Source organism: Streptomyces sp. NPDC060028, from assembly GCF_042736725.1.
Lineage (GTDB): Bacteria > Actinomycetota > Actinomycetes > Streptomycetales > Streptomycetaceae > Streptomyces.
Genome location: NZ_JBHWVJ010000001.1, coordinates 230,688 through 251,213, shown reverse-complemented (window position 1 = coordinate 251,213; position 20,526 = coordinate 230,688). Strand labels below are relative to the sequence as shown.

Annotated in this window: 17 protein-coding genes and 3 tRNA genes; 10 read left to right on the top strand and 10 right to left on the bottom strand. The window is 70.2% G+C overall.

Annotated features, from left to right (window positions below; translation table 11 throughout):
• Positions 1 to 139 precede the first annotated feature (139 nt).
• Complete coding sequence (locus tag ACFWBF_RS01200) at positions 140 to 1,486, top strand: hypothetical protein (RefSeq protein ID WP_385593175.1); 1,347 nt, start codon at positions 140 to 142, stop codon at positions 1,484 to 1,486.
• 29 nt (positions 1,487 to 1,515) lie between these two features.
• On the opposite strand, the gene ACFWBF_RS01195 is transcribed toward ACFWBF_RS01200, so the two are convergent.
• A complete protein-coding gene (locus ACFWBF_RS01195) occupies positions 1,516 to 2,127 on the bottom strand; it encodes a YceI family protein (RefSeq protein ID WP_385593172.1) in 612 nt (203 codons plus the stop codon).
• Positions 2,128 to 2,383: 256 nt separating this feature from the next.
• Between ACFWBF_RS01195 and ACFWBF_RS01190 the strand changes: the two genes are divergently transcribed.
• Positions 2,384 to 3,967 carry an acyl-CoA carboxylase subunit beta gene (locus ACFWBF_RS01190; RefSeq protein ID WP_385593168.1) on the top strand — a complete coding sequence of 528 codons (1,584 nt, stop codon included), beginning with the start codon at positions 2,384 to 2,386 and terminating at the stop codon, positions 3,965 to 3,967.
• Positions 3,968 to 3,990: 23 nt separating this feature from the next.
• The gene (locus ACFWBF_RS01185) at positions 3,991 to 4,194 is read left to right on the top strand and encodes an acyl-CoA carboxylase subunit epsilon (RefSeq protein ID WP_385593163.1); all 204 of its coding nucleotides are present in this window, start codon (positions 3,991 to 3,993) and stop codon (positions 4,192 to 4,194) included.
• Positions 4,195 to 4,271: 77 nt separating this feature from the next.
• Here the strand turns inward: ACFWBF_RS01185 and ACFWBF_RS01180 are convergent, their stop codons facing one another.
• The 9 genes from ACFWBF_RS01180 to ACFWBF_RS01140 form a co-directional block, all read right to left on the bottom strand.
• Positions 4,272 to 5,495 (bottom strand): IS30 family transposase, encoded by a 1,224-nt coding sequence (locus tag ACFWBF_RS01180; protein WP_385593160.1) that lies wholly within the window; start codon positions 5,493 to 5,495, stop codon positions 4,272 to 4,274.
• Between the two features lie 158 nt (positions 5,496 to 5,653).
• Positions 5,654 to 6,238: an ATP/GTP-binding protein gene (locus ACFWBF_RS01175; protein WP_007266770.1), complete on the bottom strand. Its 585-nt coding sequence runs from the start codon at positions 6,236 to 6,238 to the stop codon at positions 5,654 to 5,656.
• The gene (locus ACFWBF_RS01170; protein ID WP_385593157.1) at positions 6,219 to 6,776 is read right to left on the bottom strand and encodes a DUF742 domain-containing protein; all 558 of its coding nucleotides are present in this window, start codon (positions 6,774 to 6,776) and stop codon (positions 6,219 to 6,221) included. Before ACFWBF_RS01170 ends, ACFWBF_RS01175 begins: the two co-directional genes overlap by 20 nt.
• Positions 6,777 to 6,869: 93 nt before the next feature.
• Positions 6,870 to 7,283 carry a roadblock/LC7 domain-containing protein gene (locus ACFWBF_RS01165; protein WP_007266772.1) on the bottom strand — a complete coding sequence of 138 codons (414 nt, stop codon included), beginning with the start codon at positions 7,281 to 7,283 and terminating at the stop codon, positions 6,870 to 6,872.
• A 10-nt stretch (positions 7,284 to 7,293) separates the two neighbouring features.
• Positions 7,294 to 10,506, bottom strand: coding sequence for a nitrate- and nitrite sensing domain-containing protein (locus ACFWBF_RS01160; RefSeq protein ID WP_385593154.1), 3,213 nt, complete (start codon positions 10,504 to 10,506; stop codon positions 7,294 to 7,296).
• Positions 10,507 to 10,839: 333 nt separating this feature from the next.
• Complete coding sequence (locus ACFWBF_RS01155; RefSeq protein ID WP_266573764.1) at positions 10,840 to 11,424, bottom strand: ATP/GTP-binding protein; 585 nt, start codon at positions 11,422 to 11,424, stop codon at positions 10,840 to 10,842.
• Positions 11,405 to 11,797, bottom strand: coding sequence for a DUF742 domain-containing protein (locus ACFWBF_RS01150; protein ID WP_215149806.1), 393 nt, complete (start codon positions 11,795 to 11,797; stop codon positions 11,405 to 11,407). Before ACFWBF_RS01150 ends, ACFWBF_RS01155 begins: the two co-directional genes overlap by 20 nt.
• A 151-nt stretch (positions 11,798 to 11,948) precedes the next feature.
• The gene (locus ACFWBF_RS01145) at positions 11,949 to 12,362 is read right to left on the bottom strand and encodes a roadblock/LC7 domain-containing protein (protein ID WP_150212026.1); all 414 of its coding nucleotides are present in this window, start codon (positions 12,360 to 12,362) and stop codon (positions 11,949 to 11,951) included.
• A gap of 9 nt (positions 12,363 to 12,371) precedes the next feature.
• Positions 12,372 to 16,127, bottom strand: coding sequence for a nitrate- and nitrite sensing domain-containing protein (locus ACFWBF_RS01140; protein ID WP_385593152.1), 3,756 nt, complete (start codon positions 16,125 to 16,127; stop codon positions 12,372 to 12,374).
• A gap of 590 nt (positions 16,128 to 16,717) precedes the next feature.
• Between ACFWBF_RS01140 and ACFWBF_RS01135 the strand changes: the two genes are divergently transcribed.
• The 7 genes from ACFWBF_RS01135 to ACFWBF_RS01105 all read left to right on the top strand — a co-directional run bounded on the left by ACFWBF_RS01135 (position 16,718) and on the right by ACFWBF_RS01105 (position 20,523).
• Positions 16,718 to 16,900, top strand: coding sequence for a hypothetical protein (locus ACFWBF_RS01135; protein WP_385593235.1), 183 nt, complete (start codon positions 16,718 to 16,720; stop codon positions 16,898 to 16,900).
• 97 nt (positions 16,901 to 16,997) lie between these two features.
• On the top strand, positions 16,998 to 17,786 hold the full coding sequence (locus ACFWBF_RS01130) for a fumarylacetoacetate hydrolase family protein (RefSeq protein WP_385593150.1): 789 nt from the start codon (positions 16,998 to 17,000) through the stop codon (positions 17,784 to 17,786).
• Positions 17,779 to 19,293, top strand: coding sequence for a glutamate--tRNA ligase (gene gltX / locus ACFWBF_RS01125; RefSeq protein WP_385593148.1), 1,515 nt, complete (start codon positions 17,779 to 17,781; stop codon positions 19,291 to 19,293). Before ACFWBF_RS01130 ends, gltX begins: the two co-directional genes overlap by 8 nt.
• A 111-nt stretch (positions 19,294 to 19,404) precedes the next feature.
• Positions 19,405 to 20,133 carry an HAD family hydrolase gene (locus ACFWBF_RS01120; RefSeq protein ID WP_385593145.1) on the top strand — a complete coding sequence of 243 codons (729 nt, stop codon included), beginning with the start codon at positions 19,405 to 19,407 and terminating at the stop codon, positions 20,131 to 20,133.
• An 85-nt stretch (positions 20,134 to 20,218) separates the two neighbouring features.
• A tRNA-Gln gene (locus ACFWBF_RS01115) sits at positions 20,219 to 20,290 on the top strand.
• A gap of 26 nt (positions 20,291 to 20,316) precedes the next feature.
• Positions 20,317 to 20,389: transfer RNA gene (locus tag ACFWBF_RS01110), tRNA-Glu, on the top strand.
• Positions 20,390 to 20,450: 61 nt separating this feature from the next.
• Positions 20,451 to 20,523, top strand: a tRNA-Glu gene (locus ACFWBF_RS01105).
• Positions 20,524 to 20,526: the final 3 nt, after the last annotated feature.

Sequence of the window (20,526 nt, the reverse complement as noted above, 5' to 3'; positions counted from 1 at the left end):
CAGGTGGCTCTCGCTGTCCGTGGGCCGGACGCGCCCACCCCCTGGACCGGGAGTGTAGGAGCGGGGGCCGTATCCCGGGCCGGGGCGGGCTTATGTCCCGCTAACACGCGAAACATCCGGTTCGGGTAGCGTCATAGCCATGAGGACCAGGCTTATATCCGTATTCTCCGGACTGCTGCTGGCCCTGTCGGCGACCGCCCTCGTGGCCGCCCCGCAGGCATTGGCCGCCACCGGACCCGCCGCCGTGGGGGAGGCCCTCAAGAAGGGCCCGGTCTACGTCGACCCCCGCGCCGAGGCGCAGCTGCCGAAGGCGCAGGCCGACGCGCTCGCGGAGAAGATCAAGGACGCCGGGAAGCCGGTGTTCGTCGCCGTGCTGCCGGCCACCGCCGACTTCCCCGCCGCCAGCGTGCTCCGCACGATCCGCACCGAGACCGGCATCACCGGGCTCTACGCGGTCCGGCTCGGCGACGGCTTCAACGCAGGCGCCGACAAGGCCGTCATGCCGACGAACGCCGTACGCAACCTCACCGACGCGGTGAAGGCGGGCGGGGCGGTGGACGCGTCCACCGAACTCAACAACTTCGTGGACCAGGCCCTCTCCCAGGCCAAGGGCAAGGCCCCGGCCTCCTGGGGCTCCACGGGCAGCGACAGCGGTGCCCCGGTCGGCGGCCTGATCGCGCTCGGCGCGGTCGCGGCGGTCGGCGGTGGCGGCGCGTACGCCCTGGTCAGGCGCAACCGCAAGAAGAAGGAAGAGACGCGGCGCGAGGCCATCGAGCGCCTGAGCGTGGTCGTCGACGAGGACATCACGGCCTTCGGCGAGGAGCTGGACCGGCTGGACTTCCACCCCGGCGAGCCGGGCGCCGACGACGCCATGCGCAAGGACTACGAGCAGGGGCTGGACTCCTACGAGAGGGCCAAGCAGATCATGGCCTCGGTCCAGCACCCCGAGGAGGTCAAGGGGGTCACCCAGGCGCTGGAGGACGGCCGGTACGCCCTGGTGTGCCTGGACGCGCGCCGGCAGGGCCGGCCGCTGCCCGAGCGCCGTTCCCCGTGCTTCTTCGACCCGCGGCACGGGCCGAGCACCGAGGACGCGTCCTGGGCCCCGGCGGGCGGGGCCCCCCGTACCGTGCCGGTCTGTGCGGCGGACGCCGTGCGACTGCGCGACGGTCTGGACCCGGCGATCCGCACGGTCGACACCGAACACGGGCCGCGCCCCTACTACGACGCCGGCCCGGCGTACGGTCCCTGGGCCGGCGGCTACTTCGGCGGCGGCATGCTGCCCGGTCTGCTCATGGGCACGATGCTCGGCTCGATGATGTCGAGTCCCGCCTACGCCTCCGACTTCGGCGGCGGCATGGGCGGCGGTTTCGAGGGCGGAGAGGTCTCCGGAGCCGACTTCGACCCGTCCGGTTTCGGCGGCGGGGACTTCGGTGGCGGGGACTTCGGCGGTGGTGGCGGCTTCGACGGCGGGGGCGGCTTCGACTAGCCGCCCCCCGCGGGGCCGGTCCGCCGCGCTCAGGCCTGCTTGATGGCGGAGATGTCGAAGGTCAGCTTCACCTTGTCGCTGACCATCACACCGCCGGCCTCCAGCGCGGCGTTCCAGGTCAGGCCCCAGTCGGAGCGCAGGATCTCGGCGGAGCCCTCGAAGCCGACGCGCTCGTTGCCGTAGACGTCGGTGGCGGAGCCGGCGAACTCCAGGTCGATGGAGAGCGGGCGCGTGACGTCCTTGATGGTCAGCTCGCCGGTGATGCGGTACGCGTCGCCGCCGAGCTGAGCCGCCTCGGTGGAGCGGAAGCTCATCAGGGGGAAGGCCTCGACGTCGAAGAAGTCCCCGCTGCGCAGGTGGGCGTCGCGGTCGGCGATGCCGGTGGCGACCGAGGCGATCTTGACGTCGATGGCGGCCGTGGACCGGGACGGGTCGCTGCCGTCGAGGTGCAGGGTGCCCTCGTGGTCGGTGAAGCTGCCGCGGACGTTGGTGACCATGGCGTGTCGGACGGTGAAGCCGATGCTGCTGTGCCCGGCGTCGATGACGTAGTCGCCGGTGAGCGCGGCGAGCGCCGGGTCCACTTCGAGCGTGGCGACGGCGGTGGTGTTCGTGTCCTGGCTGCGGCGGGTGAAGAGACCCATGGCTTCCTCCTCGGAAGGGTGCTGCGCGGTTGTTGTTTAACCTTCAACAAGAATGACGCTAGACCCATTCCGTTCAAATTTCAACATCTGGGGGCCGTGTCGGGCGGTTTTGTGAGATGTCCACAAAGGACGGCGGTCCCCGCTGGTGGTGTCGGCGCATCACGCGACACTTCTGTCCGGGCCGGACAGCGGAAGACACCCGAGACTGTGTGGATTCAACGGAGGATTTTCATGGCGCTCTTCGTAAGGTCGGTACATGACCGTTGTGGACCAGACTCCGAGCGAGCCGACGGACGCCCGCGGCCGCGTGGCCGAGCTGCACGACCTGCGTGAGCAGGCGCGGCGCGGCCCCAGCGACCGGGCGACCGAGACCCAGCACGCCAAGGGCAAGCTGACCGCCCGCGAACGCATCGCGCTGCTGCTCGACGAAGGTTCCTTCAAGGAGGTCGAACAGCTCCGCCGCCACCGCGCGACCGGCTTCGGCCTGGAGTCCAAGAAGCCCTACACGGACGGTGTCATCACCGGCTGGGGCACGGTCGAGGGCCGTACGGTCTTCGTCTACGCGCACGACTTCCGCATCTTCGGCGGCGCCCTGGGCGAGGCCCACGCCGCCAAGATCCACAAGATCATGGACATGGCCATCGCGGCCGGTGCCCCACTGGTCTCCCTCAACGACGGCGCCGGAGCCCGCATCCAGGAGGGCGTCTCCGCCCTCGCGGGCTACGGCGGCATCTTCCAGCGCAACACCAGGGCCTCCGGAGTCATCCCGCAGATCTCGGTCATGCTGGGCCCGTGCGCGGGCGGCGCGGCCTACTCCCCGGCGCTCACGGACTTCGTCTTCATGGTCCGCGACACCTCGCAGATGTTCATCACCGGCCCGGACGTGGTCCGCGCGGTGACCGGCGAGGAGATCACCCAAAACGGCCTCGGCGGCGCCGACGTGCACGCCGAGACCTCGGGCGTCGCGCACTTCGCGTACGACGACGAGGAGACCTGCATCTCCGAGGTGCGCTACCTCATCTCGATGCTCCCCTCCAACAACCGCGAGAACCCCCCGGTCCACCAGACCGACGACCCCGCCGACCGGCGCTCGGAAGTCCTGCTGGACCTGGTCCCCGCGGACGGCAACCGCCCGTACGACATGCTCAAGGTCATCGAGGAGCTCGTCGACGAAGGCGACGTCCTGGAGATCCACGAGCGCTGGGCCCGCAACATCATCTGCGCCCTGGCACGGATGGACGGCCAGGTCGTCGGCATCGTCGCCAACCAGCCCGGCCACCTCGCCGGCGTCCTGGACATCCACGCGTCCGAGAAGGCCGCGCGCTTCGTCCAGCTCTGCGACGCCTTCAACATCCCGATCATCACGCTGCTGGACGTCCCCGGCTTCCTGCCGGGCGTCGACCAGGAGCACGGCGGCATCATCCGCCACGGCGCCAAGCTGCTGTACGCGTACTGCAACGCCACGGTGCCCCGCATCTCGCTGATCCTGCGCAAGGCCTACGGCGGTGCCTACATCGTCATGGACTCCCAGTCCATCGGCGCCGACCTCACCTACGCCTGGCCCACCAACGAGATCGCCGTGATGGGCGCCGAAGGCGCCGCCAACGTCATCTTCCGCAAGCAGATCGCGGACGCCGAGGACTCCGAGGCCATGCGCGCCCGCATGGTCAAGGAGTACAAGGCCGAGCTGATGCACCCGTACTACGCGGCCGAGCGCGGCCTCGTCGACGACGTCATCGACCCCGCCGAGACCCGTGAGGTGCTCGTCAGCGCCCTCGCGATGCTCCGCAACAAGCACGCCGATCTGCCGTCCCGCAAGCACGGCAACCCGCCGCAGTAACAAGCGAAGGAGACCTGCCACCCATGAGCGTCACCACCACCGACACCCTGCTGCGCGTCGAAAAGGGCAACGCCGCCCCCGAGGAGCTCGCCGCGATCACCGCGATCCTCCTCGCCCGCGCCGCGGCCACCCCCGAGGACGCCGCCGCCAACCCCCGCTCCCAGGCCGGCTGGCGCCGCCTGGAGCGCACCCCGGGCTTCCGCGCCCCGCACAGCTGGCAGGGCTGAGCCTCCGAGCGCGACGCAAAGGCCCCGCACCCTTCCCGGCGGTTTCTAGGGGTCGTCGCAACACGTGGTCGGTTTGGTCAGGCCGCGATGAGTTTATGCAGGCGCTCGGCTGGGGTTTCCCAGTCGAGCGTTTTGCGTGGGCGGCCGTTGAGCTGGGCGGCGACGGCGTCGAGGTGGTCGCGGGTGTGGACCGAGAGGTCTGTGCCCTTGGGGAAGTACTGGCGGAGCAGGCCGTTCGTGTTCTCGTTCGAGCCGCGTTGCCAGGGGCTGGCGGGGTCGCAGAAGTAGACCGGGATGTCGGTGTCGAGGGTGAACGAGCCGTGGGCCGCCATCTCCGCGCCTTGGTCCCAGGTCAGCGAGCGCACCAGGTGTGCGGGCAGCGTCTGAACCGTCTTGACGAGGGCGTCACGGACGTGTTCGGCGCTGCGACCGTCGGGCAGGTGCAGGAGCATCACGTAGCGGGTCGCGCGTTCGACGAGAGTGCCGATGGCGGAGCCGCTGTCCTTGCCGATGATCAGGTCGCCTTCCCAGTGCCCGGGCACGGCCCGGTCCTCGACCTCGGCCGGGCGGTCGCTGATCATGACCATCGGGGTGGCGAAGCGGGGCTGTCGCTGCTGGGCCTGACGGCGCGGCATGCGCCGGGCGCGTCCCGAACGCAGGGCTCGGGCCAGCTCACGGCGCAGTTCGCCGCGGCCCTGGACATAGAGGGCCTGGTAGATCGTTTCGTGGACCACGTGCATCTCCGGCCGGTCAGGGAACGTCCGGCGCAGACTCTCGCAGATCTGCTCCGGACTCCACTTCAGACCGAGTCGGTCCTGGATGAAGTTCCGCAGCTCGGGGCTCTGGCCGATCTTCCCCGGCTTGGGGCGAGGCCGGCGGGCATCGGCCCGGGCCTGGGCCGCGTGCGGCCGGTAGTGCCACTGGCTGCCGCGACCAGGAGTGCCGTTGCGGCGGATCTCCCGGCTGATCGTGGACGGGCTGCGGTCCAACTCGGCAGCGATCGCCCGGACTGTGGCCTTCTCCCGCAACCGGTCGGCGATGTGGATGCGGTCGCCCTCCGAGAGGCGCCGGGACGGCGAGGAGGCCGCCCGCGCGGGATGTGCGGGCGGCCTCGGCCGCTTCCTGCCGCCTTCGGGCCGACCGTTACGCCACTCGCGACCGGTCCGAGGGTTGACGCCGACGCGTCGGCTCGCTTCTACATTGCCGAATCCCAGCTGCACGAGCCGGAAGTATTCCTCCCGTTCCCGGTGCAGCTTCCGGGGCCCCTGCTCCTTGCGGCTTCCGCGGATCTCGAAGTCCATTGCATCCCCTGAGCTGGGGTGTTGCAACAACCACTAGAACCCAGGCCCCCAGGGTTGCGGGGCCTTGCGCGTACCCGGGCCGCGGGCGTACGGGGCCCAAGGCGAAGGCCCCCCGCGCCGGACGGCGCGGGGGGCCTTCGTGAGTGTGCGGGCGGACGCTACCGCAGGCGGGCCATGAGGGCGTGCTCGACCAGGGTGATGAGCGCGCTCTTGGCGTCCGCGCGGTGGCGGGCGTCGGTGGTGATGATGGGGGCGTCCGGGCCGATCTGCAGGGCCTCGCGGACTTCCTCCGGGGTGTACGGCTGGTGTCCGTCGAAGCCGTTCAGGGCGATGACGAAGGGCAGGCCGCTGTTCTCGAAGTAGTCGACGGCGGGGAAGCAGTCGGCCAGGCGGCGGGTGTCGACGAGCACGACGGCGCCGATCGCGCCGCGGACGAGGTCGTCCCACATGAACCAGAAGCGGTCCTGGCCCGGGGTACCGAAGAGGTACAGGATCAGGTCCTGGTCCAGGGTGATGCGGCCGAAGTCCATGGCGACCGTGGTGGTCGTCTTGTCCCCGGTGTGGGTGAGGTCGTCGATGCCGGCGGAGGCGCTCGTCATGACGGCTTCGGTGCGCAGCGGGTTGATCTCGGAGACCGCGCCGACGAACGTGGTCTTGCCCACGCCGAAGCCGCCCGCCACCACGATCTTCGCGGAGGTGGTGGAGCGAGGAGCCGCTCCGCCGTTAGAGCTTGCGAAGTCCACTGAGCACCCTTTCGAGCAGTGTCACATCTGGCTGGCCGCCGGCAGACTCATCGCCGCCGGGCTGGTGAATGGCGACGAGGCCCGCCTCCGCCAAGTCGGCGACGAGGATCCGGGCGACACCAAGAGGAATGGAGAGAAGTGCCGAGATCTCCGCGACGGATTTGATCTCCTGGCACAGGCGGCAGATGCGCTGGTGCTCGGGCAACTGCCCTTGCAGCCGAGCGGGATCGGCCGTGGTACTGACCAGCGCCTCGATGGCGAGCTGGTAGCGCGGCCGGGTCCGGCCGCCGGTCATTGCGTACGGGCGCACCAGCGGGTTGTGAGCCTTCGGGGCCTGCGGCTGCGAGGTCCGGTGGGGCTGCTGCGACGGACGCCCGGGCTGCTGGTGCTGCGGGGGCTGGCCGTACGGCTGCTGGTAGGGGTTGTGCTCCGGCACGGGCCGGTTGCTCGGCGAGGAGGGGAAGTTGAAGCGGTTCTGGTCGTGCCCACCCTGCGGCTGCTGCGCGCCGCCATAAGGATGTCCTCCGGGTGTTGTCACGTTTCCTCCTCCGACTCCAAGAACGCAGTACTTCCTGTGGAACCGCGCCACCGCACCCTATGGTGCGATGGCGCGAAACGCACTGCCTGTCTGCTAGTTGAGAAGACTTCCCTGCAGCTCCGCGCGCAGGTCCGGGGTCAGTACGGTGCCCGCACGATCCACCAGAAGAGCCATCTCGTAGCCCACGAGGCCGATGTCGCACTCGGGGTGCGCGAGCACCGCGAGGGACGATCCGTCGGAGACGGACATGAGGAAAAGGAATCCCCGGTCCATCTCGACCACCGTCTGGTTGACGGCGCCACCCTCGAAGATGCGGGAGGCTCCGGCGGTGAGCGACGTCAGCCCGGAGGCCACGGCCGCCAGCTGGTCGGCGCGGTCGCGCGGGAATCCGTCGGACATCGCCAGAAGAAGGCCGTCGGCGGAGACCACCACCGTGTGGGACACCCCTGGGGTGTTGTCCACGAAATTGGTGATCAACCAGTTCAGGTTCTGTGCCGCCTGGCTCATCGGGCTCACACTAACGCTCCTGGTCATAGCTGTTACTTGACTGCTCGGAACCCGCGCTGCGTCCCTGCTGGACACCGCGCCGCAGGTTGCTCAACCTGCCGCGGACGTCCTCCGGAGCGCGGGAGACCTGGGGGCCGCCCTGCGGGGTCGTCTCCGCAGCACCCTCGACCAGGTTGGCCTTGGGTACCCGCCGAGGGAGACCGGACGGGGTGATCCCGCCCGCCTTCGGCTCGCGGAGCTTGCCGGCCTGCTGCCAGCGCTCGTCGTTGCGTGAGCGCCAAGCCTCGGTGCCTTCAGTTTCCTCCGGGGCCTGCTCCGGTTCAGCGGGCTGCTGCTGACGCTGCGGCCGCTGCTCGAAGAGAGATCCGGTGGACTCCGCTTCCTGCTGTGCCGAGCCCCACTGCTGCTGGCTGCCGCGGCGCGGCAGGCCCGCTCCGGTCATCTTGTGACCGGTGTCGGCAGCGGCGCCCGGACGGTCGAAGCCTACGCGTTCCGGGGCCGGTTCGGGAGCGGCCGGGGATTCCGATTCGGTCCCGTAATCCTGCTGGTAGGCCCCGGAGTAGGTGTTCTGCGCGGGCCACTCCGCCTGCTGCGACTGGGCTTCGTACCCGTTGCCGTAGGCCGGACCGTCCTGCTGCTGATCCGCGTACTCGGCTTCCGGATACGCGTACCCCTGCTGCGGGTAGGCGTCGTATCCCTGAGGCGCTTCCTGGGGCTGCTGAGCGCGCTGGGAGGCGTACGAGTCCTCGTACCCCTGCTCGGGCTGCTGCTCGTAGCCCTGGTACGGCTGGTAGCCGTGCTCGGGCTGGGGTTCCGGATACTCCTGGCCGGGGTACTCGGGCTGTGCCTGCGGATAGCCCACCTGGGCCTCCAGCGCGGCCCGGCGCTCCTCGCGGCCGAGGGACCGGCCGACGGGGTCGAGTTCGCGGCCGTCGGCGCCCGGCTGGTCGGCCCGGTGGACCTCGTAGCGGGAGTCGTCGAAGCCGAGCTCGGCCGCCGTGCGCAGCGGCGCGGGCTGCTGCGCCTGCTGCTGCGGGATCATCGAGGAGACCGTGAAGTCGTCTTCCGGGATCCCCTCGCCACCACCACCGTGGGTGATGGCGTCCGGGAGCATGACCAGCGAGGTGGTGCCGGCCGCCTCGCCCGAGGGGCGCAGTTGGACGCGGATGCCGTGGCGGTCAGCCAGCCGGCCGACCACGAACAGACCCATGCGCTGCGAGATCGCGGCGTCCACGGTCGGCGGGTTGGCCAGCTTGTGGTTGATGTCCGCGAAGTCCTCGGCGGTCAGGCCGATGCCCTTGTCGTGGATCTCGACCATGACGCGGCCGTCGGGCAGACGCGTGGCGTTGACCCGGACCTTGGTCTGGGGGGAGGAGAACGTGGTGGCGTTCTCCAGCAGCTCGGCGAGCAGGTGCACGAGGTCGGTCACGGCCTGGCCGTGGATCTCGGCCTCGGAGACGCCCGAGAGCTCGACGCGCTCGTACTGCTCCACCTCGGAGGAGGCGGCGCGCAGGACGTCGACGAGGGGCACCGGCTGGTCCCAGCGGCGGCCCGGTTCCTCACCCGCGAGGATGAGGAGGTTCTCGCCGTTGCGGCGCATACGGGTGGCCAGGTGGTCCAGGCGGAAGAGGTTCTCCAGCTGGTCCGGGTCCGCCTCGTTGTTCTCCAGGTCGGTGATCAGGGTCAGCTGGCCCTCGATCAGCGACTGGTTGCGCATGGAGAGGTTCGTGAAGATCGCGTTGACGTTCCCTCGCAGGAGCGCCTGCTCGGCGGCGAGCCGGACCGCTTCCCGGTGGACCTGGTCGAAGGCGCGGGCGACCTCGCCGATCTCGTCCTGGGAGTCGATCGGGATCGGGATGACGCGGGTGTCGACCTTGCCCGGGTCGGTGCGCGAGAGCTGGTCGACGAGCATCGGCAGGCGCTGCTCGGCGACCTCGAAGGCGGCGGTGCGCAGGCGGCTCATCGCGCGGCTCATCTGGCGGGCCATCATGCCGGCCAGGATGAAGGCGGCGAGGAGGGCCACGACCACGATGGCGCCGTTGATGATGGCGTCGTTGCGGGCGCTGTCGGAGATCGCGATGCTCTCCGCGAGGGCCTTGTCGAGGAATTCCTTCTCGATCTCGGCGTACCCGTCGAACTTCGCGGTGGCGGCGGCCTGCCAGGCCGCCGGGGTGGTACCCGCCTGGGCCAGCTTGGTGTTCTTCTCGCCGCTGGCTATCGCCTCGGTCATGCCGGTGAGCGCGGAGCCGTTGACCACGGGGGGCGCCTTGAAGACCGTGCCGGCCTGTTCCGCGGCCGTCTTGGCCTCGGCGAGCTTGGCGGCGCCGTCCTGGGACTTCTTGGCCATGATCTCGCGGAGGCGGTTGGTGTCCTCCTCCGTGCCCGCGGAGACGAACTCGCCGATGGCGATCTCTTCGAGGTAGGCGTAGGAGGAGAAGGCGACCAGCTGTGCCTTGCGGACTTCCTCGTTGTCGCTCGGGCGGACCAGCAGGTGGGTACCCACGGATCGCTGGAGCGAGTTCGCGGCCTTGGCCAGCTCCACGGCGTAGACCATGCGGCCGTACGAGGTGACGTTGCCGGTGCCGAGGCCCAGTTCGTTGGAGAACTGCATGAGGTAGTGCTGGACCAGCAGGTACCCCTCTTCGGTCGGGATGGGGCCCGCCGTCGTGGGGAGGTTCTTCTTCGCGGTCTCCGGCGCCACGTAGGCCGACTTGCGGACCAGCTCCAGCTTCGGCTCTTCCTGCTGGAAGAGCTGGAGGCGGCGCTCCAGGCCCTGCTTCTGCGGCAGGTCCTTCGAGGCCGCGGCGAACTTGGCCTTGGCGGCGTCGGTGGCCTCGTAGGCCTTGGCGACGGCCTCGTTGTTCTTGTCGCCCTTGAGGAGCGGCTCGGCCGTGACGTCGCGCTCGTTGAGGAGGGCCTGGCCGTATTCGGCCGCCGCCTGGACGATGCGGGCCGTCTTCTCGGCGTCCTTGGCCTCGTTCCAGGTGTCGATGGAGCCCTTCACCTGGAAGCCGCCCATGACCAGTCCGACGAGGACGGGTACGAGCAGGATGGCGTTCAGACGCGTCGGCACCCGCCAGTTGCGGGGCGAGAACCTGCTGGTGCTGCCGCTCTTCGCCGGTGGGTCGACGGGTACGTCGACGGGCGACATGCCCGCGCGCTGCGGCGGGGTGAAGTTGCCGCGCGCGGGTTCATCCGCGGGGCTTGAGTTGCTTCGCCTCACTCGACCAACAACCTTCCGGCGGTGCTACTAGCTAGTTCGTTGAATTCCAGCACGGTTAACGGCCGTGTTCCAAACAGTTGGAATCAGCCATTCCCAGAGCTTTATGTCACGTATAAATCGGACATAAAGAACGACCTGCGGCAAAAATAGAGCCAGTTGTGAGCGGAGCGAAACCGGCCGAACGCACCGAGTGCCCAACTACGGGCAATTCTCTGTCGAAACGTTATGAACCAAGAGGGCGGGTCGTGTCCTATGACACAGCCCGCCCTCTCACGTTGTGAAGAACCCGTGGTTCTTGAGTGGTGCCCCTTGAGCCGGGTTCCCCGCGTCGTGTTACTTGAGTCGGGCCATGAGGGCGTGCTCGACCAGCGTGATGAGCGCGCTCTTGGCGTCCGCGCGGTGGCGGGCGTCGGTCGTGATGATCGGAGCATCCGGGCCGATCTGCAGGGCCTCGCGGACTTCCTCGGGGGTGTAAGGCTGGTGCCCTTCGAAGCCGTTGAGCGCCACCACGAAGGGCAGGCCGCTGTTCTCGAAGTAGTCGACGGCCGGGAAGCAGTCGGCGAGCCGGCGCGTGTCGACGAGCACGATCGCCCCGATCGCGCCGCGGACGAGGTCGTCCCACATGAACCAGAAGCGGTCCTGGCCCGGGGTACCGAAGAGGTACAGGATCAGGTCTTGGTCCAGGGTGATGCGGCCGAAGTCCATGGCGACCGTGGTGGTCGTCTTGTCCCCGGTGTGGGTGAGGTCGTCGATGCCGGCGGAGGCGCTCGTCATGACGGCTTCGGTGCGCAGCGGGTTGATCTCGGAGACCGCGCCGACGAACGTGGTCTTGCCCACGCCGAAGCCGCCCGCCACCACGATCTTCGCGGAGGTGGTGGAGCGAGGAGCCGCTCCGCCGTCAGAGCTTGCGAAGTCCACTGAGCACCCTCTCGAGCAGCGTTACGTCCGGCGTGCCGCCGGCCTCTCCATTGCCCGGCTGGTGGATGGCCACCATTCCGGCCTCGGCCAGGTCGGCGACGAGGATCCGGGCGACACCGAGCGGCATCGACAGCAGTGCGGAGACCTCGGCGACCGACTTGACCTCGCGGCAGAGGGTGCAGATCCGCTGGTGCTCCGGCAGCAGGCCGGACAGGTGCATCGGATCGGCCGTGGTGCTGACCAGCGCCTCGATGGCGAGCTGGTAGCGGGGCCGGGTCCGGCCGCCGGTCATCGCATAGGGACGCACCAGCGGCTGGTCGCCATCCGAGTACGAATCTCCGTACGCATCGGGGTAGGCGGGGGGCGGGGTCATTGATCCTCCGGGCTGGACAGCAGTGGTCAGCGTGCCGTCTGACGGGGCGGCCGGTGGGGGGACGGTATGACGGCCTGGCGGCGGTACTGGGTTCCGGGGCATGAGCCCCGGTCTCCCGGCCGGAAGTACCGTCCGGCCGGGAGGGTGGCAGTCAGCTGAGCAGGCTTCCCTGCAGTTCCGCGCGCAGGTCCGGGGTGAGGACGCTGCCCGCGCGGTCCACGAGGAGGGCCATCTCGTAACCCACGAGGCCGATGTCGCACTCGGGGTGCGCGAGCACGGCCAGCGAGGAACCGTCGGAGACGGACATCAGGAAGAGGAACCCCCGGTCCATCTCCACCACCGTCTGGTTGACGGCCCCGCCCTCGAAGATGCGGGAGGCTCCGGCGGTCAGCGAGGTCAGTCCGGAGGCCACCGCCGCAAGCTGGTCGGCGCGGTCGCGCGGGAACCCTTCGGACATGGCCAGAAGGAGTCCGTCGGCGGAGACCACCACGGTGTGGGACACCCCAGGGGTGTTGTCCACGAAGTTGGTGATCAACCAGTTCAGGTTCTGTGCCGCCTGGCTCATCGAACTCAACTATCGCTCCTGCTGGTAAGTGGGGTCGATCTGGTAACTGCCGGTGGCCGGGCCGCTGTTGCCGGCCTGACGTCCCTGCTGGATACCGCGTCGGAGGTTGGTCAGACGGCCGCGGACGTCGTCCGGGGACCGCGAGACCTGCGGACCGGGCTGTGCGTCGGCCTGCTGCTGCGCCGTGCCGGCCACGAGGTTCGCCCGTGGTACTCGGCGGGGCAGCCCCGAGGTGGTGATGCCGCCGGCGGCGGGCTGGCGCACGCGCTCGGCCTGCCGCATCAGCTCGTCGTTCGGAGAGGAGCGCCAGCTGACGGTCGGCGTGGCGCCGGTCGCCGTCTGGGGCGACTCGGCCGCCTGCTCCTGGCCGCGCTGCGGCAGCTGGGGCTGCGCGCGCTGCTGGGGAGCCGGTGCCGGGGCCGCCGGGGCGGACTGCTGGTGCTGCTGCGGCTGCTGGGGTACGGCCGGTCCCTGCGCGGGGGGCTGCTCGCCCTCCTGGCGGAACCAGTTCGACTCCAGCGTGTCGAAGATCGGGCTGCGGCCGGGGTCCGTGCTCGGGGCGGCCGGGGGCAGTGCCTCCGGCTGGTGCGCCTGGGGCAGCCGCGGGGTTTCCGCTCGCGCCGGGGGCACGGGCGCGTAGCCGCCGACACCGGGGCCGCCGGGCCGCTGGGGCTGGACGTCCGGGCGGGCGAACTGGCCCGTGGAGGAGGGGTCCGCGTAGGCGGCGGGGCCGCGCAGCTCCGGGCGCTCGAACTGGCCCGTGGTGCTGTTGCCCGGGTTGCCGTTGCCGCCTGCCTGCTGCGGGTACGGGGCGTTGAAGTCCGGGCGGGCGAACTCCGAGGTCGAGCCGGGGCCCGACAGCTCGTCGTGCCCGCGCGGGACGTCGTGGCCGCGCTGGCCCGCGCCCCAGCTGGTGGTCTGCGGGGCCTGCGGGGCCTGCGGTATCCCGGCGGGGGAGTTGCCCGCGCCCGGGAGCTCCGGACGGGGAGTGCCACCGCGCGGCGGCAGCTGCGGCCGGGGGCCGCGCCCCGCCGGGGCGGCCGGAGCCTGGCCGGGGTAGGCCGCGGGGCCGGCGGGACCCGAGGGGCCGCCGGGCTGCGGGGCCTGCGGACGCTCGAAGCCGTTGCCCTGGGCGAAGCCGGTCGGACCCGCCGCCGAGGGGGCGGCCACCGGACGCGCCTGCGGGCCGCCGGGAGCGCCGGCCGGGCCGCCGGGAGCGCCGGCCGGACCGCGGCCCGGCAGCGGTGCGCCCGCGCCGAAGGAGTTCTGGCCCTGCCCGGCGGGAGCACCCTGCTGCGGACGCTGGCCGGGAGCACCGTTGCCGCCCTGCTGCGGGGGCCTGCCGCCCTGCGGAGCCTGCTGGCCCTGCGGGCCGACGGGACGCTGCGGGCCGGGAGCGCCGTCACGCCCCGGGAGGGCGGCGCGCTGGCCGCCCGCGGAGACCTGGCCGCGCTGCGGCGCCGCGCCCACGGGGGGACGTACGCCGCCTCCGGGCACCGAAGCCTGAGCCGCGGGGCCGCCCTGGGGACCGCCGGGGCCCCCCGGCATCGGGCCCGGCTTCTTGCCGCCCTGGGCGACGTCGACCGGCAGCATGACGAGCGCGGTCGTACCGCCCGAGTCGGAGGGGCGCAGCTGGATGCGGATGCCGTGTCGCAGGGACAGGCGGCCGACCACGAACAGGCCCATGCGGCGGGAGACGGAGACGTCCACGGTGGGCGGCGAGGCGAGCCGCTCGTTGATCGCGGCGAGGTCCTCGGGGGAGAGGCCGATGCCGGTGTCGTGGATCTCGACGAGCACGCGGCCGTCGGGCAGCGCGTGACCGGTGACCTTGACCTTGGTCTGCGGGGAGGAGAACGAGGTGGCGTTCTCCAGCAGCTCGGCGAGCAGGTGCACGAGGTCGTTGACGACGCGGCCGGCGACGTCGGTGCCGGGCACCGACGAGAGTTCGATGCGCTCGTACTGCTCCACCTCGGACGCGGCGGCGCGGAGCACGTCGACGAGCGGGACGGGGCGGGTCCACCGGCGGCCGGGCTCCTCGCCCGCGAGGACGAGGAGGTTTTCGCCGTTACGGCGCATGCGGGTCGCGAGGTGGTCGAGCTTGAAGAGCGAGGACAGCTGGTCCGGGTCGGCCTCGCGCGACTCCAGCTCGGAGATGAGCGAGAGCTGACGCTGGATGAGGCCCTGCGAACGGCGCGAGAGGTTGGTGAACATCGCGTTGACGTTGCCTCGCAGGAGGGCCTGCTCGGCGGCGAGGCGGACGGCCTCGCGGTGCACGTCGTCGAAGGCCGCGGCCACCTGGCCGATCTCGTCGCGGGTGTGCAGACCGACCGATTCCACGGACGTGTCCACGTCCTGCGGGTCGGACTCGGAGAGCTGCTTGACGAGCTCCGGCAGACGGTCCTGGGCGACGCGGGTCGCGGTGTCCTGCAGGCGGCGCAGCGAGCGGATCATGGACCGGGCCATGATGAAGGCGCCGACGAGGGAGACACCGAGGACGAGGAGGATCAGGGCACCGTTGATGATGGCGTCCTGCTGCGACTCGTTCTTGAGCTCGCGGGCCTTCTGCTCCATGTCCTCGAGCAGGGTGAGCTCGATGACCTTCATCGCCTGGAGCTTGGTGTCGTCGGCGTCGTACCAGTCCATCCAGGACCGGTTCTTCTCCTTGCCGAACTGCCCCTGGGTGCTCAGGACGCGGCGGGCGTAGTGGTCGGCGCTGCCGATCTCCGTGTTGCCGTCGCCGAGCGCCGCGAGGAGCTCCTCGGGCTTGCCCTGGTAGACGAGTTCGAAGGTCTTCTTCGACTGGCTCTCGCCGCGGAGCGCGGAGAGCGCGTACAGGCGGTCGTTCTCCTTCAGGTCGCCGGGCCTGTCGCCGCTCTCGGGGAGCGAGGCGGCGATGACGGCGCGCTGGATGGAGGCGTACTCCTTGGCGGACGAGAAGGCCGCCAGGGCGCGCGTGCGCTTGATCATCTCCGGGCTGGAGGTGGCCTGGGCCATGTCCTGGGAGAGCGAGAGCAGCGAGACGATCAGGGCGTTGTACTCGGTGACGGTCTGCTGGGCGCCGTTGACGTACGCCTTCTTGCGGATGTCCTCGATGCCGGTGAGCTGGCGGCCGATCTGCAGGATGTTGTTGCGGATCGACTTGAGGGTCTCGTCCTTGTCCTCCGCGTTGTCGACCTTTTCGGTCGCGGATTCGAAGGCCTCGGCAGCGGCGTCGGTCTGGTCGCGGACACCCTGGACGAGGCTGTTGCTCTTGCCGTCCTTGGTGAGCGACATCGGGCCGGCCGACTTGTCCCGCTCCTCCTGGAGCATGGCGGCCAGGTTGGTGGCCTGCCGGGTCATCGTCGTCAGCAGCTGCATGTGCTCCAGCTGTGCGATGTCGTTGAGCGAGTCGTTGATGCGGAAGCCACCGAGCGTGGTCGCAGCGACGACGGGCAGGGTCAGCAGCGACACCAGTCGCGTGCTGATGCGCCAGTTCTGCATGGCGAGACGGGAACCGGGCCCACTGGGGGCCTTGGGTATCGCCGTGTCCCGCTCGGCGAGCTCGTCCTTGGGCTGGGCGGCCCTGACGGACTTGCCGCGGCCCTTGGCCCTCAGCGTGGCGGAAGAATCGGCGCTCGCGCCCTCGACAGCCGGCCCGCGGTTCTGGGCGTGCTGGGGCGAAGAGCCACGGTCGGTCCCGCCGCGGGGCTCCTGCTCCGCCGCGGCTTCCCCTCGGCCCTGGGCCTGGGGAGACCCCTTGCCATCCCTCTTGAATCGTCCCTGCACTAGCGTCGCAACCTCTGGACCAGGCGTCCCGCCGGGCGACCGGTGGGACGGTGTCGAGTCTTGGGGCGGTGCGCCCCATGGTGGTCGTCGGTGACCGGCGCGTCTCCCTCTCCTTGCCACCGCGCTCGGCGCTGAGTCGCGCCACCTGCGCGCCGGCTGATTCCCGCGGCGGTCCCGCGAATTCCAGCACAGAGGCGGATCTCCAACAAGGTGCGAGGGTCGGCTCGGAGAGTCGGTCACGGCTTGTGACCCATGCGCTACGCGACGTGGAGGCCATTTGGTGAAGAATGGGACTTACACCGCCCAAACCCTGCGCCTGTCAAGGTGTCCCAGTCGCGATGATCGGGAGCGGAATGGCGCATTCAGTGGCGCAATGTCCGTTTCGCCGGACCGAATTGACTGCCCGTAATGCCCGTAATGAGCGGTCCCTGGTGAGCAAACTCACATAGCTGTGGCCATTACTTCCCGACTTGGCCGACGATTCAGATGTTTAGCCTTGCCCTTTACAGGGTTGATGCATCCGACAAGCATCCACCATTCAAGATCCAAAATCCAGGATCCGACAAGTGAACCGAGGGCCCCAGACTCCGATGAAGACGACGATGATGTTCCGCAACATAGCCAACCCGCGCCGCACCACCCTCGCGCACCTCAAGGACGCCGAGGAGCTGCAGGCCGTGGCGACCCCGGAGCACACCGCCGAGCTGCCGGCCCAGACCGCGAACCCGCGCCGCACGATCCTGATGGACGCCCCGGTCGCCGCCGCTCGGTAGATCTGCGCAAAACGCGCGCGAAGCGACGGCGCCCACCGCGTTAGCCTGGGGACCGCAGACTCCAGCCAGCGGAAATACAGAGGGGCAGACGCAACACGTGCGCATCGCCAGGTTCTCGATCGACGGCAATGTCGCCTTCGGCGCGATCGAGGGCGACGCCGCCCCCGGCGCCGAGGGGGAGCTCGTCCTCGACATCATCAAGGGCATCCCGTTCGCGGACTTCGAGCTCTCCGGCACGAAGATCCCGCTCAGCAAGGTCCGGCTGCTGCCGCCCGTGCTCCCGAACAAGGTCGTGGCCGTCGGCCGCAACTACGCGGAGCACGCGGCGGAGCTCGGCAACGAGGTCCCCGACGCGCCCATCACCTTCTTCAAGCCCTCCACCTCGGTGGTCGGCCCGGGCGACCCGATCACGTACCCCTCCTTCTCCCAGGACCTCCACCACGAGGCGGAACTCGCCGTGGTCATCGGCCGCATGTGCCGCGAGGTCCCGCGCGAGCGCGTCAAGGACGTGATCCTCGGCTACACCTGCGCCAACGACGTCACCGCGCGCGACGTCCAGCAGCGCGAGAAGCAGTGGGCCCGCGCCAAGGGCTTCGACAGCTCCTGCCCGCTCGGCCCCTGGATCGAGACCGACCTGGACCCGAGCGACCTGACCATCCAGTGCACGGTCAACGGCGTACAACGCCAGCTCGGCCGCACCAGCGAGATGGTCCGCTCCATCGAGGACCTGATCGTCCACATCACCGAGGCCATGACGCTGCTCCCCGGCGACGTCATCCTCACGGGGACCCCGGCCGGAGTCGGCCCCCTCAACGTCGGCGACGAGGTCGCCGTCACCATCGAAGGCATCGGCACTCTCACCAACAAGGTGATCAAGCGTGGCTAACGCGAACTCCCCCAAGGTCTCGACTCCGCTCGAGCAGGGGGTACCCCCCCGCGTACGTTTCTGTCCCTCCCCGACCGGCAACCCCCACGTGGGACTGGTCCGCACGGCCCTCTTCAACTGGGCGTTCGCCCGCCACCACGGCGGCACGTTCGTCTTCCGCATCGAGGACACCGACGCGGCCCGCGACTCCGAGGAGTCGTACGTCCAGCTGCTCGACTCGCTGCGCTGGCTCGGCTTCACCTGGGACGAGGGTCCCGAGGTGGGCGGCCCGCACGCCCCGTACCGCCAGTCCGAGCGGATGGACATCTACAAGGACGTCGCGCAGAAGCTGCTCGACGGCGGCTACGCCTACCACTGCTACTGCACCACCGAGGAGCTCGACGCGCGTCGAGCCGCCGCCCGCGCGGCCGGCAAGCCCTCCGGTTACGACGGTCACTGCCGCGAGCTGACCACCGTGCAGCTGGAGGCGTTCCAGGGCGAGCACCGCTCCTCGATCGTCCGCTTCCGGATGCCCGACGAGACCATCACCTTCACGGACCTGGTCCGCGGCGAGCTGTCCTTCACCCCCGACAACGTGCCGGACTTCGGCATCGTCCGGGCCAACGGCGCCCCGCTGTACACCCTGGTCAACCCGGTCGACGACGCGCTGATGGAGATCACCCACGTCCTGCGCGGCGAGGACCTCCTCTCCTCGACCCCGCGCCAGATCGCGCTGTACAAGGCGCTGACCGACCTGGGCGTCGCCAAGGCGACCCCCGCCTTCGGCCACCTGCCGTACGTGATGGGCGAGGGCAACAAGAAGCTCTCCAAGCGCGACCCCGAGGCCTCGCTCAACCTGTACCGCGAGCGCGGCTTCCTCCCCGAGGGCCTGCTGAACTACCTCTCGCTCCTCGGCTGGTCCTTCTCCAAGGACCAGGACATCTTCTCGATCGAGGAGATGGTGGCGAAGTTCGACATCCCGGACGTGAACGCCAACCCGGCACGCTTCGACCTCAAGAAGGCCGAGGCGATCAACGCCGACCACATCCGCCTGCTGGACCCGAAGGCCTTCGCGGACGCCTGCGCCCCGTGGCTGCGGGCCCCGCACGCCAACTGGGCGCCCGAGGACTTCGACGCCGCGGCCTGGGAGCGCATCGCGCCGTACGCCCAGACCCGCGTCACGGTCCTCTCCGACATCACCGCGAACGTCGACTTCCTCTTCCTGAAGGAGCCGGTCGAGGACCAGGCGTCCTGGGACAAGGCGATGAAGGGCGAGCCGGCGGCCCTGCTGACGACGGCGCGCGAGAACCTCGCCACCGCCGACTGGAGCGACCCCGAGTCCCTCAAGCAGGCCGTCCTGACCGCCGGAGAGGCCCACGGCCTCAAGCTCGGCAAGGCCCAGGCCCCGGTCCGTGTCGCCGTCACCGGCCGCACGGTCGGCCTGCCGCTCTTCGAGTCCCTGGAGATCCTGGGCAAGGACCGCTCCCTGTCCCGCATCGACGCGACCCTGGCGAAGCTCGCCGCGTAGCCTTCCGCGCTTCTCCCGTACGTCCCCGCGGGGGGCGGCCGCCGAATCCGGCGACCGCCCCCCGTGGCATTTGCGAGGTGCGGGCGCGGCCTCGGGCGTAGGCTCGGGGCCATGCCGATCCGTGCCGTGCTGTGGGACATCGACGACACCCTGTTCGACTACACCGGGGCCGACACCGCCGGGCTCGCGCGGCAGCTCGCACAGGAGGGCCTGGGGGAGCGCTACGGGACAGCCGCGGAGGCGCTCGCGCTGTGGCGCCGGCTCACCGAACGGCACTGGGCGCGCTTCGGCGCCGGGGAGGTCACCTTCCCCGGGCAGCGCCGGGACCGGGTGCGGGAGTTCCTCGGGGCGCCCGGCATGGTCGACGACGAGGCCGATGCCTGGTTCGGCCGTTACGTCGAGCACTACAAGGCCGCCTGGGTGCTGTTCCCCGACGTGGTGCCCGTACTGGACGCCCTCGCCGGGGTGTACCGGCACGGGGTGCTCTCCAACTCCTCCACCGCCGCCCAGGATCCCAAGCTGCGCCACCTCGGCCTGCGCGACCGCTTCGAGGTGCTGGTGTGCGCCGCCGAACTGGGTGTGAGCAAGCCCGACGCGGCCGCCTTCCTCGGCGCCTGCGCCGAGATGGGGCTCCCGCCGCACGAGGTGGCGTACGTCGGGGACCAGCCGGAGATCGACGCGCGCGGCGCCCGTGACGCCGGGCTGACGGCGGTCTGGCTCGACCGCGACGGCGGGCGGGGACCGGGCCCTGCCGGTGTGCACAGGATCGCCGGACTCGACCGGCTGCCGGAGCTGCTGGCTGCAGATACCCGTTTTGGAGCACGGTCAGGCATCCGGTAATGTTCTTTCTGCGCCGCCGGTGCGGGCCGAAAGGCCGGACGGAGGCGCTAACCAAACGAAAGTCCCTCAGGGGCTTGAGTTTTGGTGGGCTATAGTGTAATTGGCAACACGAGGGTTTCTGGTTCCCTTATTCTAGGTTCGAGTCCTGGTAGCCCAGCGCAGTGCAGTGGTAACGCAGTGCTTGCCCCCGTTGTGTAGCGGCCTAGCACGCCGCCCTCTCAAGGCGGTAGCGCCGGTTCGAATCCGGTCGGGGGTACAGATCCTTCCCGCGAGATCTCCAGGGTCGCACCCGGATGTTTTGATGCAGGATCGCTAGGGCCCCCGTTGTGTAGCGGCCTAGCACGCCGCCCTCTCAAGGCGGTAGCGCCGGTTCGAATCCGGTCGGGGGTACGG